At 70.4% G+C, this 13389-nt stretch carries 8 protein-coding genes and 3 pseudogenes; 8 read left to right on the top strand and 3 right to left on the bottom strand.

Going from position 1 to position 13389, the window contains the following annotated elements:
• Positions 1-76 precede the first annotated feature (76 nt).
• A pseudogene (locus ACFO3J_RS35385) lies at positions 77-283 on the bottom strand (hypothetical protein); the annotation flags it as partial.
• Here ACFO3J_RS35385 and ACFO3J_RS35380 point away from each other — a divergent pair.
• The 4 genes and pseudogenes from ACFO3J_RS35380 to ACFO3J_RS35365 form a co-directional block, all read left to right on the top strand.
• A pseudogene (locus ACFO3J_RS35380) lies at positions 243-341 on the top strand (MmyB family transcriptional regulator); the annotation flags it as partial. The pseudogenes ACFO3J_RS35385 and ACFO3J_RS35380 sit on opposite strands and share 41 nt — an antisense overlap.
• 424 nt (positions 342-765) lie before the next feature.
• Entirely contained in the window at positions 766-1752 is a 987-nt protein-coding gene (locus ACFO3J_RS35375; RefSeq protein WP_386438812.1) for a hypothetical protein, read from the top strand.
• Between the two features lie 174 nt (positions 1753-1926).
• Complete coding sequence (locus ACFO3J_RS35370; protein ID WP_386438809.1) at positions 1927-3777, top strand: HSP90 family protein; 1851 nt, start codon at positions 1927-1929, stop codon at positions 3775-3777.
• A 1-nt stretch (position 3778) separates the two neighbouring features.
• Positions 3779-6820 (top strand): hypothetical protein, encoded by a 3042-nt coding sequence (locus ACFO3J_RS35365; protein WP_386438806.1) that lies wholly within the window; start codon positions 3779-3781, stop codon positions 6818-6820.
• A 214-nt stretch (positions 6821-7034) separates the two neighbouring features.
• Here ACFO3J_RS35365 and ACFO3J_RS35360 read toward each other — a convergent pair whose 3' ends face one another.
• Positions 7035-7916, bottom strand: a complete 882-nt coding sequence (locus ACFO3J_RS35360) for an SDR family oxidoreductase (RefSeq protein ID WP_386438805.1) — start codon at positions 7914-7916, stop codon at positions 7035-7037.
• A 160-nt stretch (positions 7917-8076) separates the two neighbouring features.
• Here ACFO3J_RS35360 and ACFO3J_RS35355 point away from each other — a divergent pair, with 160 nt between their 5' ends.
• Complete coding sequence (locus tag ACFO3J_RS35355; protein WP_386438802.1) at positions 8077-8670, top strand: TetR/AcrR family transcriptional regulator; 594 nt, start codon at positions 8077-8079, stop codon at positions 8668-8670.
• 1115 nt (positions 8671-9785) lie between these two features.
• Here ACFO3J_RS35355 and ACFO3J_RS35350 read toward each other — a convergent pair.
• Positions 9786-10829, bottom strand: a complete 1044-nt coding sequence (locus ACFO3J_RS35350; protein WP_386438800.1) for an SGNH/GDSL hydrolase family protein — start codon at positions 10827-10829, stop codon at positions 9786-9788.
• A gap of 1038 nt (positions 10830-11867) precedes the next feature.
• Between ACFO3J_RS35350 and ACFO3J_RS35345 the strand changes: the two genes are divergently transcribed.
• The 3 genes and pseudogenes from ACFO3J_RS35345 to ACFO3J_RS36000 all read left to right on the top strand — a co-directional run.
• Entirely contained in the window at positions 11868-12071 is a 204-nt protein-coding gene (locus ACFO3J_RS35345) for a DUF6959 family protein (RefSeq protein WP_386438797.1), read from the top strand.
• 263 nt (positions 12072-12334) lie between these two features.
• Entirely contained in the window at positions 12335-12634 is a 300-nt protein-coding gene (locus ACFO3J_RS35340; protein WP_386438794.1) for a muconolactone Delta-isomerase family protein, read from the top strand.
• Between the two features lie 386 nt (positions 12635-13020).
• Positions 13021-13182, top strand: a pseudogene (locus ACFO3J_RS36000) (IS701 family transposase); the annotation flags it as partial.
• Positions 13183-13389: the final 207 nt, after the last annotated feature.

Below are 13389 nucleotides of genomic sequence, written 5' to 3'. Positions count from 1 at the left end.
TCGCACGGCTCATCCGCTGGACGCGGAGCGCTGCCCACGATCTGTCGCTTCCTGGGTCCCTCCTCACTCCTCCGCTCACCACGGTCAGGCGGTCCACCTGCGTCGCGGCCTCGGTGATGCTGTCGGTGTCCGTCACGTCGAGGACCAGGAGGCGGGCGTCACCGCCGATCTCCTCGACGGCCCACCGCCCGAGGCCGACATCGCGGGAACCCACGTACACGGTGAAGCCCTCCGCGGCGAGCCGGCTGCTGCTGCGGCTGCCGGAGACCGGCGCGATCGTCACCGACGCGACCTACGGCGTCGTCGCCTGGAATCCCCTCGCGCGGGCTCTGCTCGGGGCCATGACTCGGCCATGGGTAGAGGCCTGCGGAGTCGCGGCTGCGCATGGGCGGCTTCGACGACGAGCGGGTCCCCTTGCCGGGTTCCCGGAGTACGTTCAAGAGCACGTGTACCCAAGATCGTCGGCCGTACGGCGCAGCCTGGCGACGTCCCACGCGGCACGGCTGTTCGGCGCGGCCAGCCGCAACGCCTCCGCAGTCACACCCTCGTTCGTCCCGGCGGCGAATGAGCAAGCCGCCCGCTGCTCGGCCGACAGGCATGACGACCCGCTCGCCGTAGGGGCGTTGCCCTCCCGGGCCGGCCGTCCTTGGCGAAGACGTGCCCCGCGCCGAGCCGGGCGGTGGGCCGCGGAAAACCTGGCGGTGGTGTCAGCGGGAGCGCATATCCTGCACCGGACGATCACGCGGGACCAGGGGAGGGCGCGGCATGTTCGGCAGGTTGTTCGGCGGGAGGAGCACGGAGAGACCGGCGGCGGATCCGCACGCCCTTCCTGTTCCACGCCGGCAGAAGAACGGGGTGTACACGCTGCGCGCGCTCGGCGACAAGCGGGTGCTCGCGCTGACGGACGCGGTGCGCGCCAATGACTGGGACGCGTTCAAGGCGGCGCTGGCTCCGTTCGATCTCGGCCGCGACCACCATGTCCTCGACGTGTTGGCGGACTTGGGCGGCGTGCAGAACTGGATCGTCGAGGCCGCCGACGGCGACACGGAGCACCGGGCGACGGCCCTGCTGATAGCCGGGGCCCGCAATATCATCTGGGCGTGGGAGGCGCGCACCGGCGCGTATGCCAAGAACGTCACGCGGGAGCAGTGGCGGCTCTTCCACGAGCGGCTCGAAATCGCCGAGGAGCAACTGCTCGAAGCCGCCGAACTGCGGCCGGAGTGGGTCGCGCCATGGCGCCGCCTTCTCACCTCCGGCCGCGGCATGTCGCTGGGCTCCGCCATCAATGAGACGCGGCGCGACGCGGCCCTGCGCCGGGACCCGCTGGATCCGGCGACCCATATCGAGTGGGTGTCGTACCTTCAGCCCCGGTGGAGCGGCGAGCCCGGTCAGGCGCTGGCCTTCGCCCGCGAGGCGTTCGCCCGCGCCCCGCAGGGACACCGCCTCGGGTGCGTGATCGCCTTCGCCCACATTGAGGACTGGGTGGAGTCGGACCGGGGGGCCAGCCTCAAAATCTCCCGCGTCCAGGCCGAGTTGCGGGCAGCGGCCGAGCACAGCATTCTCCACCCCGCGTACACGCGCTCCCCGGGATGGCAGCACGACTTCAACCTTTTCGCGATGGCACTGTCGCTGGCGGATGAACGCCAGACGGCCCGGCGCGTGTTCCGGACACTCGATGGCGCCTTCACCACGAGGCCGTGGTCCTATTTCGCCCAGCCCGAAGAGCAATTCGCGCGCCGCAGCCGCGTCTGAGCGCAATGCCGACCGGCCCCTCCACGGCCCGGCCGAACATCCGCGTCCGCCGCTCCGCCCGTTGCCGCCCAACCGGTTGCCGCTCAACCGGTTGCCGCTCAGCCCGCCCGTCCCCCCGCCGCCGGTCCGTCGGCCACTCGCCACCCGCCGCCCCTCCCACCCCCGGATTGCCCCATGACTCCGCACGACAACGCCGCCCACCCCGGCCCGGCCACCGACCGCACCTTCCAGGTGGATCTGCGCGGCCTCGTCGACCTCCTCTCCCATCACCTCTACTCCAGCCCCCGCGTCTACCTGCGTGAGCTGCTGCAGAACGCCGTCGACGCGCTCACCGCCCGGCGGAAGCTCCAACCCGGCGTCCTCGCAGGCGCCTTCGGTATCCGCCTGTATGCCGACGGCTCGGTGATCCGCGTCGAGGACGACGGGGTCGGACTCACCGAGGACGACGTCCACACCTTCCTCGCCACCATCGGCCGCAGCAGCAAGCGCGCCGACCGCATCGCCGAGCAACGCGCCGACTTCATCGGCCAGTTCGGCATCGGCCTGCTCTCCTGCTTCCTGGTCGCCGACGAGATCCACGTCCTCAGCCGCTCCGCCCGCACCCCCGACGCGCCCGCCGTGGAATGGCGGGGCCGCGGTGACGGCAGCTACAGCGTGCGCGTCCTGCCCGTCTCCGCCCGTCCCCGGCCCGGCACCACCGTCACCCTGACGCCGCGGGCCGACGCGGGCGAGTGGACGCGGCCCGCGCAAGTTCACGCGCTGGCCCGGCACTTCGGCTCCCTGCTGCGCCACCCGGTGACCTTCGACGACGGCAAGGGCGATCCGGCCACGCCCGTCAACCCCGAGCCCGCGCCCTGGGCGGCCAGTTACCCCACCCCGGGTGCCCGCTCGCGCGCGCTCGCCGCCTACGGCGAGGAGATCTTCGGCTTCGCGCCGCTGGACACCATCGAGCTGGACCTGCCGGCCGTGGGCCTCAGGGGCATCGCCTGCGTGCTGCCCGACACGGTCGCGGCCGGGCGCCGCCACGGCCATCGCGTGCACGTCAAAGGCATGCTGCTGTCTGACCAGGCCGAGGAGATCCTGCCCGACTGGGCGTTCTTCGTCCGCTGTGTCGTCGATGCCGAGAGCCTTCGCCCGACGGCTTCGCGTGAGTCGCTGTACGAGGACGACACCCTCGCCGCCGTCCGTGACGCCCTCGCCGAGCGGCTGCGCGGCTGGATCTCCCAGGCCGCCGCCAGCGACCCGGACCTGCTGGCCCGCTTCCTCCAGGCGCACCACTTGGCCGTGAAGTCGCTCGCGGTGCACGACGACGAGATCCTGCGGATGCTGCTGCCCTGGCTGCCCTTCGAGACGACCGACGGGCACACCACCCTCGACGAGTTCGCGCGCACCCACCGCACGGTGCTGATCACGTCGAGCGTGGAGGAGTTCCGGCAGGTCGCCGCGATCGCGTCGGCCGCCGGCCTCGGCGTCGTCAACGGCGGCTACACCTACGACCGCGAACTCGTCCACCGGCTGCCCGAGGTCAGGCCGGGGACCACGGTCGCCGACCTCGACCCCGCGACCCTCACCGCCCACCTCGACCCCGTCGAGCGGGAGACGGAACTGGCCGCGGCGGCCTTCCTTGCCCTGGCCCGTGACGCCCTCGCCGTCTTCGACTGCGATGTCGCGCTGCGTACCTTCCACCCCGCCTCCGCCCCGGCCCTGCTCGTCGACAGCCGCGAGGCGCGCCACGAGCGCACCCGCTCCCAGCTCGCCCGAGAGCAGCAGGGCGGCCTGTGGGGCGACATCCTCGGCTCGCTGCGCCAGGAGGCGCCACGAGCCCAGCTGATCCTCAACCAGCTCAATCCGCTGGTCCGCACCGCCGTCGCGATCAGCGAGCCCGAGCTGGCCCGTACCAGCGCGGAAGCCCTCTACGGGCAGGCCGTGATGCTTTCGCGGCGCCCGCTCAAGCCCGCCGAGTCGAGCCTGATCAACCGCTCCTTCCTCGATCTTCTCGCCCACGCCCTCCGCAAGGACAGCTGAGATGCCGACCGCACCCCGGACCACCGACGAGCTCCAGCAGGCGCTCATCGCCAATCAGCAGCTCCCCTACGGCCGCACCCGCACGGTCGGGGCGGAGGAACTCGTCGACGCGGCCGAGCAGTTCGACGAGCCCATAGCGCTCGTACGGACCCTCTTGGAACTCCAGAGCGCCTACGTCTACGGCTCCGAGCCCCGAAAGTCCCCCGTTGTCTTCGCCCGTCTGCTCACCCTCTTCGACGAGCACCCCGACCTCTTCGACGAGCGCCTGCGGCACGAGCTGTTCTGGCGGTTCAAGTGGGTGGCCAACGCCCTGCGCCAGCTGCCCGAGATGCCGCTGGCGAGCATCCAGCAGTGGCTGACGGAGATGCGCGCCCGGTACGAGAAGGCCGGTCTCGGCCTCCAGCCCTACTACGGGCAGGCGTATCAGCTCGCCGCCCACGTCGGCCAGGACAGCGCCCCGGCCTACGAGCTGTGGGCGGCCCGTACCCGGACACCGCTCAGCGACTGCGAGGCGTGCGAGATCTGCGAGCGCGCCCTGTACCAGCTCCATGAGGGCGACGACGAGGGGGCGCTGGACACCTGGGAGCCGGTCCTGGCCGGCACGGCGTCCTGCCAGGAGGAGCCGGCCCGCTCCGTCTCCTACGCGCTGCTGCCCTTGCTGCGCACCGGACGTACCGACCGGGCCCGCGAACTGCACCTGGCCGGCTACCGCGCCTGCCGCCACCGCCCCTCGATGTCCGGGGAGGTGGGCCGGCACCTGGAATTCTGCGCGCTGACCGGCAATGAGGCCCGTGGCCTGGAACTCCTCGCCGAGAACCGCGGTCTGTTCGACGAGGTGGAGTCGCCGCACGCCGGATTCGACTTCCTCACCGGCGTCGAAGTCCTCCTGCAGCGGGTGGAACGGCTCGGCCACGGCGAGCTGCCCGTCGCCGGATATGCCGGCCGTGTCTGGTCGGTGGCCGAACTGCGCGCCGAAGTACGGGCCCGCGCCGATGATCTCGCCACCCGCTTCGACGCCCGCAACGGGACGACGGCCCACACGGACCGCCGCCGGGCCCGCCTGGACCGAGCCCCGCTGCTGGACGCGCTGGAACTCACCCTGCGTACCCGCGGCCTCGGTGTCGCGGCCCAAGCCGGGCCGGCCGCCGCACCGGCCGGCCGCACGCCCGCCCCCGTCTCCGACACCTTGCCCGAACTCATCCTGCAAGCCAGGAACTTGGACGAGCGGGCACACCCGGACGCGAACGCCTGCTGGGCTCGGCTGCGCGCCCTGGTCGCCGCCCCGGACTACGCCCACCCCGATGATCCGGCCGTGGGCTCGCTCGTGCGGTTGCGCGCCGACCTGCTGGCCGACGAGGCGACCCTGGCATACGACAAGGACGAGTACGCGGTCGCGGCGACCCTGTTCACGCAGGCAGGAGACCTGTACGAGGAGGCCGGGGAGCGCGGCCACGCCGCCTTCGCCCGCGGCTACGCCCTGCTCGCCGAGGCCGAGAAGCGTGAGAAGCCCGCCGAGCCGGTAGAGCCGGCGGAGGGCGCAGGCGGAGCCGAAGGACCGGAGAAGACGGAGAAAACGGAGAGGACGGAGAAGGCGGAGAAGACGGAGGGCGCGGACCTGGCGCAGGCCACCGAGGCGAAGGTCGCCGCGCTGAGCGATGTCCACGCCGCGGTGGTCCGTCTGCAGGAGGACACCCCCGATCTCGCCCCGTATCAGGAGGCCCGCCTGCTGCGCCTGCGGGCGACCGCGCTGGTTCTGCGGCTCCAGACGTCGGGGAGCGAGGAACACGCCGCGCCGGTCCTCGCCGAGGCGGACCTCCTGCGGACCTTCGCCACCCTGCACAGCCTCGTCAGTCAGATCTCCGGCGCCCGGTTCCTGCGAGCCACTACCCACGCCGTCTGCGGCGACCTGCCCGCCGCCCGCACCGAAGTCGACGGCCTGCTCGACGAGTTGGAGGAGCACGGTCCCGCCTGGCACCTCCCGCGCGCGCTCGGGCTGCGCGCCCGGCTCCGGCTCGGCCTGGGTGAGGCACCGGGCGCACACGCCGATCTGACCGAAGCCCTGCGGCTGGCCGCCGACTGGCCCGCCGAAGCCGTGCACACCTCCCGCCTCCACGGCGATCTCGCCGAAGCGTGCATGCACCTGGGCCGCCCCGACGAGGCGCTGCGCCACCTGACCCGCTCGGCGGAGCTGGAACTGCGCGCGGACCGGCGGGCCCAGGCCTTCAACACCTATGGCAACGCCGCCGCCCTCAGCCTCGACCTGGGCCGCGTGGAGGACAGCATCGCCCTGCTCGACTCCCTGCTGGCCGAACCGGAGGCCGCCACCGGAGAGCTGGACGACCGGCTCCTCGCCCAATTGCGCCTGACCCGCGCCCGCGCGCTGCACGCGGGGGAGGATCTCAAGGCCGCCACCGCGGAGTTCGTCGCCCTCGCCGCCGAGTCGGCCGGTTGGGACGACGACCCGGGAAGCCACGCCATGATCGCAGCGGAGACGGCCGTACTCCTGGGCGAAGCCGGCGAGTTCGGCCCGGCCCGGCAGGCGGCGGAGCAGGCGCTCGCCGCCCATGCCCGTGCGCCCCGCTACGAACAGCTCAGCAACAGCCTGCGCGAACTCGCCCGCCTCCAGGCCGAGCAGCAGGGCCCCGACGGTCTCGCCGGCGCCCTCGCCTTCCTCACCGACGCCGACCGGATCGCCAGCGAGGCCCGCGCGGCCGGCTTCGAGGCCCGCGGCCGCTCCCTGGACACCGCTCTGGCCTACGAACACGGCCGGGTCAACGCCTACGCCGGCGCGTACGAGGACGCCTTGGCCGCGCTGGACAAGGCCCTCGACCTGATCGGCGAGCCGGCGCCGGGGGACGACCGCGCCGGCGAGTGGGCCGAGTGCGTCCGGCTGGCGGCCGTCGTCGAGGGCATCTACCTCAAACGCGCCGCCCCCGCCCTCACCCGCCTCGACGCGGCGATCACCCGCCTGACCTCCCTGGGCCGCACCGACGAGGCCACCTCGCTCACCTCGCTGGCGACCCGGCTGCGCGACGGCAAGTAGGGCAGGCAGCCCGCAGTCCGCCGGGCGGCACCCCGCACCTGGTGCCGCCCGGCTCTGCGCCAGCACCGTCGAGACTCGCGCGACGGGTGCCGCGTGTGTGCTGGACGGTGGGCGACCGGCCGCCCGACCCGGCGCCCGCTGACTCCTGTACGCAGGTCGGCGGCGCACTCGTACGGCCGGGTGAGTGCCTCCGCCCGCTGTCCCGGGGTGCCGCTCAGCTGAAGTAGTGACCCTGCTCGATGTCCTCGATGAGGCCGGGGTGGGTGGGCGTCCAGCCGAGGAGTTCCCGGGTGATGGCGCTGGAGGCGGGCATGTCGGTGCTGAGCAGGGGCGCGGGCAGGCCGCTGAGTTCTTCGGCGGGCACGGACCTGACGGGCAGGTCCAGCTGCCGGCCTATGGCCTGGGCGATCGCCCTCATGGAGACGCCCTCGTCGCCGACAGCGTTCAGCACCGCTCCGGCGGGAGCCTGCTCGACGGCCAACCGGTAAAGACGCGCGGCGTCCTTCACATGGACGGCGGGCCAGCGGCTGTCCCCGTCACCGACGTATCCCGCGACGCCCTTGGCCCGGGCGGCGGCGATGAGCCGAGGCACGAAGCCGTGGCGTTCGCCCTGGCCGTGCACTGAACGGGGCAGCATGACCAGGCAGGTGCGTACGCCCCGGTCCGCGGCCGCGAGCGCTGCCCGCATGGTGGTGATGCGGGCCGCGATGGGCCCGGCGGCGATGAGTTCGTCGCGTTCGGTCGAGGGCCGGCCGGGTGTGACGAGCGTCGCACCGGAGACGACCAGGGGCTTGCCGGTGCCGGCGAGGCCGGCGGCGAACGTCTCGACGGCCGTGGCGTCAGTCCGTGTCGCCGCCTCGGTCATGCTCGGCACGACGAAGGCCAGATGGATGACGCCGTCGCTGCCGAGGGCACCGGCCCGCAGTGCGTCGGTGTCGTCCAGGTCGCCGCGCAGCACCTCCGCGCCCATGTCGGCGACGGCTTTGGCGGAAGCGTCCGAGCGGGCCAGCCCGAGGACCTGGTGGCCGGCGCCGATGAGTTCGGGGACGACGGCCGATCCGATCCAGCCGGAGGCGCCGGTGACGAAGATGCGCATGGGAGTTCTCCTTGGCGGTGCTTCAGGCGATGCGCGGCACGAGGGCCGCGGCCGGAGCAGTGATGCGATCCGGTCGCATCACCCTAACACCGCATGCGACGCAGTCGCATCACTGTCCGCCCGCGTGATGCGATCCAGTCGCTTCGCTTACACTCCGGGGATGAGCAGATGGGCACCGGACGCGCGAGAGCGCCTGGAGAGCGCCGCCCTCGACCTGTTCGTGGAGAACGGGTACGAGGAAACGACCGTCGCGCAGATCGCGGATCGCGCCGGCCTGAACCGCGCCACGTTCTTCCGCCACTTCGCCGACAAGCGGGAAGTCCTGTTCGGCGGCGAGGACCTGCTGGCCGACCTGTTCGCCGAGGGCATCCGTACCGCCCCACCGGACGCGACACTCACCGGATGCCTGCATGCGGCGTTCGCATCCTCCGGGGTCGCGATGACCCCGCAGCAGCGGGCCAAGGCCGCCCAGCGCGTCCAGGTGCTCAGGGCGAACACCGAAGTGCAGGAGCGGGGACTGCTCAAGCACACCCGGATCACCAACTCGATCAGCACCGCCCTGCGCGAACGGGGCGCGGACGACCTCACCGCGCGGCTGGGCGCGCAAGTGGCGATGCTGGCGTTCTCCATCGCCGTTGAACGCTGGATGGGTTCCAACGATGACGAACCGTTCCCGGCCCACGCCGCAGCGGCCCTGAGCGACCTGCACGAACGCGCGGCCGAACTGAACTCCCGCTCCCCTCTCTCAGCCTGACGCGTGGCGCCCGCCACGATCTCCACGACCATCCCGCCGACGGCGGTGGTGAAGAGCTCGCCGGTACCGGCGCGGGCACGGCTGCCGGGACCGACGGTGCCGAGTCACTCGGCGACGCGGCGGCCAAGCAGCGGGGTCAGCGGCCGGCTGAGCACGGTGCGGCCCTCGGGGAACCGCAAGAGCGGTTGACTGACGGCTGTCCCGTTAATCCCTGGCTGCGTAAGAGTGGAGCTGACACGACGACGGCCATGACCGCAAACCGAAGGGCCGATGCCGCGTAGGCGGCCTGGCGACCTGCGCGCCCAGCGGCATGGTCCTCGCATCCGGGAGGAGCCCCCACCGGGTCGGATCCACGGGCTCTCCGCCCGTACCCGTCTGGCGATACATCGGCTGGAACGCCTCTCCGGCGACTATTACGTCTTCCCCGGTGCCACGACCCGCGCGCTTCGGCGTTATCGAGCGTTCTTGCAACCGCCTGGGCGGCGGCCGTTGTATCCCGAAGACTCCCACTGCTCGTGCCGCGGCTGCTCCTTCGACGACGTGCGGCATGCCCGCGACGTGCTTGAGGAAGTCCTGCAAAAGCTGACCGCCCGGTCTCGCGCCGAGCTGAACCACCGAGTGGCCTCCCTGGACGCCGTATACCTCGACCGGACTCTGCCCGATCCCTTCGCTGATCGCCGACGGTGGCGGGCTGACCTCTGGTGGCATCGCCGTCTCACGGCAGGCGGGGAGGCGATGTGAGGCGCATGGTCCGAAGCAGCTCGTCCTCATCGTCGTCGCCCGTCGCGGCGACGAACCGAGGATGCGTGGCCGCCGGGGACTGACCGGTGAAGGGCAACGGCAAACCTGGCCGGAGCGCACCCGGAGCGCGGCGTCCCTCACCGAGAGGCGAAATTGCTCGACGCAGGCCGCCCTGGCGCGTGGACGTGAAGCGGCTTTCGTCCAGCGGGCACCGCGTGATCATGGGACAGGGCATCGGGCCCCTGCCGACGCAGCACCCCGCTCAGCCCGTCGCCGCGCAGAAGGCAGCCCCGCGTACTCGCCAGCCGGGATGCCCCGGGCCGCGCTTCCTCGCGGGGCACCGGGGATCCTGCGGCGGGGTTCGGTCCGATCGGTCAGCGTTCGAGAAGGGCGATACGGATGGCCCGCTCCACGTGGGCGGCGGTGTTGGCGTGTCCTTCGGCGTTGGGGTGGACCAAGGTGACGCGCTTGCCGATGACGCCGCAGTTCAGCAGCGTGCCGGGAAGGCTGGCGGGCCAGTAGTCCCGCGCGTCGCCGCAGAGTCCCTCGACCCACTTGGTGCCCGCCGCCTGACAGGCGTCGTGTCCCACGCTGGAGGAGTACACGTCGACGTAGCGATCACCGAAGAACGACGTGACCCGTTGGATCGTGCTGTTGAGCTGCTTGAGGACATCGTCACGGAGCCAGTCGATGTCGGCGTGGGTGATCGGGCCGAGTTCGGAGAGGGACAGGCGGTTGCAGTCACTGCTGTTGTCGGGCAGGACGGCCGGGTAACCGACCGTGATCACCTTGGCGTCGGGTGCGGCCTGGTGCACCTGGGCCAGCATCTCGATGTACTCGTCCTGGACCCGGGCGAGCTTGTCCTGGACACTCTCCTCGCCCTCGGGGGGATTGGTGTAGTGGTCGCGGCAGGACTTGCCGCCCGCGCCCAGTTCGAGGCACTTGAGGAGCATGCCGCCGAACGGCAGGCTGTTGCCGCCGACACCGATGGTGACCACGTCGGTCTGAGCATTGAGGCCGGCCCGCTTGATCTGCGTGTCCACCGCGGGCCAACCGCCAGCGGGGGGCTGGACCGGACTGATCGGTGTCTGCTTGACGGCGGCGATGTTGGCGATCGTGGCGTTGCCGCAGCTGACGTTGGTCAGGTGGACGGGCTTGCCCGGCGGGAACTCGGCGAGCTCCCGGTCGACGACATCGGGATAGGCGTTGGTGGTGCGGTCGCAGCCGTCCCGCGACGCGTCACCCAGAGCGGGCTGCGGGTCCCCGACGAAACCGCCGGCGGTGTACGAGTCGCCCAAGGCGGCCCACTCGTACTGATCAGCCGCACCAGCGGAACCCGAGGGCAAAAACGCGGCCGCTGCCAGCGCGAGCCCCAAGGCCAGTGCTCCCGCACGCAGGCGGAAGACAGGGTGTCGCATGGATCCTCCATGGTCTGGGGAAGACGCCCGGGGCCTGTACTGACCCCTGGCGAATGGCACTTCGACCAAGATCATCCACGCTGGCCGCCTGCCTCTCTGGCGAACCAGACCTACCGACCCCAATCGGGCTAAATGATCAGATCTTTCGTGTCGCCGTCGGACGTTATTCCGGGGTCAACCCAGCACCGCCGTAGACCTGACCCAAAAGTGACTTCAACCAGATCCGTGCGCGCCGCCCGAGGGGCGGCATGCAGCCGACGACGTCCGGACATACTGGCCGGACCCGCAGGGCCAGCAAGCCACCGATGGGCCACCGCACGCTGCTAACCGATACGCGCCTGGCCCGCGCCGCGGGATACGGCGGCCTGCAGAAAGGCGAGGACCACGCGTTTCTGATCGGGTGCGCCCGCGGTCGAGCGGCGAGCTACTGCCGGATGTGGTGTGGTCACATGATCGGCCGGACAGGCACTAGGGAACCCCCACAACGGCGACGAGACCGATCTCGCACCTCCGGCCGGAGCTTCAGCCATCCGACCCGGACTGGACGGCCAGCACTCCCGCCCTCACCCGTCCACCGGTCGGCACGCCCTCCGCACGCGTGTCCACCGGTTGTCCACCGGAGACGGCCGGATGCCCCCACAGCGCGGTACGCAGCGGCTAAGGAAAACTCGCCCAATGGAAAACCCCAGGTCACAGCGAGTGCGCCCTGGGGTTCGCGAGAGCCCCCTGCCGGATTCGAACCGACGACCTTCGCTTTACAAGTCCCCTCGGGATGGGGGGGCTGACCTGCGGCGATGCGAGCTATCAGCCCGCTGACCAGCCAAAACACCGTCCATCAGTTGCCATCAGTTCGCGTCGGTTTCCAGGCCCATGTGTGCCGAGTACGTGCTGTCAGGAGGAAGGTTGGCAAAGCGCTGACCGCCCTCCAGCAGCCCAGCGGAGTCCACTCGCGCCGCCCAACCGAGCAACTCTTCGGCGGCTGCGGAAACCGATGGAAACAGTGTTGTAGTCAGCTGACCGGACAGTTTGGATCCTCGCATGGAACGTCTGGAAGTCGAACTCCTCACGGATGCCGGTAACGACGCCGTGCTGCACCTGCCGAACCGCAAGTTCCCGGGCCTCCTGGTGCAAGACGACTCGCTGAGCATCCTTCGAGCTCAAGTTGCCGAACTGTCAGAACTCTGCAAGGCCCGCGACCTGGCGGAGGCAAGAGAAGCGGCGAGCCTTCTCCTATCCGAATAGACCTCCGCCTCCAGAGGTACACCGAAGCCCGGGGTGGGGCACACTCACCCAGCACTTCGGTCCACTTCCAGACTCGCTATGGCTCTCAACCCCTCTGTCCGCGCGCTCGCGCTTCCAAGGTGCAGGTTTCACTGGAGAGGAATAGCGTTGGCGTAGCTAGTCGACTCGCAATATGTCGACGGAAAAATGCCCTCGCATCTACAACGCGAGTATGACGGGCTGTGGGGAAAGGGCGATGCAGACGACGATTCGGGGTGCACGACATGCTTTTCTACGTCCAGATGCGCTGGAACATCGAGGGCCGCATGAGCTTCGATGAAATGTGGGATTATCAAGTAAGAGAACAAGAGAAGGTCAGCGGTAAGGTAAACGTCGTCCACATGTACAAAGTGGCTGGCCAGCGGCGCGTCATGGCCATTATCGATGCGGAATCCGCAGATCACCTGGATCGTATCTTCATGGCAACGCTCCCACTGAGAGAATATCTCGACATCGAGATTATCTGGGCGCTACGCGAGTTCTCTAGCTTCGTCGAGGACTGCAAACGACATTTCCGTGAATAGACACCCTCCCTGCGGCCGTTCCCTGCCGACGGTTGACCTGCAGGACGGATTGGGCACACTGCTCGACACCATCAAGCCAAACTGACGACGCGAGCGCACCTGGACCTGTTCGGGGCGGTTGGTACTCAAACTGTAGATCGCTCTTGATTTGCTGGTGCCTACGCTTCCCGTGGCTTATGCCGCTTGCCCATCTGCCCTGCGGCCGGTTTCCAGTCGTGGGCCGGCATCGACGCCACGAACTGGGCTTTGCTGCTCGCTGCTCGGGGTTCAGGGACGAGCGCGGTCGCCGTCGATCGCCACGGGGCGCCCGAGGCCCAGCCGACCACGGGTACTGGCAAGGTGCGGCCACCGTTGATCATCGGTGTGTGAAGACAAACGATCACGCGGTGGCCGTAGGTCGCAGCGTAGACGCTGCCCGCTGGCAGGAGGCGTTCGAGGGTCCGATGGACCGTATCGCGGGCAGGTTCGACCGGGTCGAACCCTGACTTCGGACACGGCACCTAGTCCTGGGACTGCTCGCGGACCTGCGTCGGAAGAACTGCTGGACCAAACCGTGCCGGCCACGCCGAGTACGTCGAAGCGGTTGCCCGAGCCAAGAAAGCGAAACGGATTCCGCCGGGTCGTTACCGGGTCCGCTGGTACGGCCCCGACGGCAAGCCGAAGATGAAGACGGTCCAGCGAAAGGTGGACGCCGAGGCCGAGCGGACCCGGATCGAATCGCGCCTGGGCGACGGCTCGTACCGCGACCCGGCCGC

The organism is Streptomyces polygonati, from assembly GCF_042650325.1.
Classification (GTDB): Bacteria; Actinomycetota; Actinomycetes; order Streptomycetales; family Streptomycetaceae; genus Actinacidiphila; species Actinacidiphila polygonati.
The sequence above is the reverse complement of the archived record's forward strand: the minus strand, read 5'-3'. Positions and strand labels throughout refer to the sequence as shown.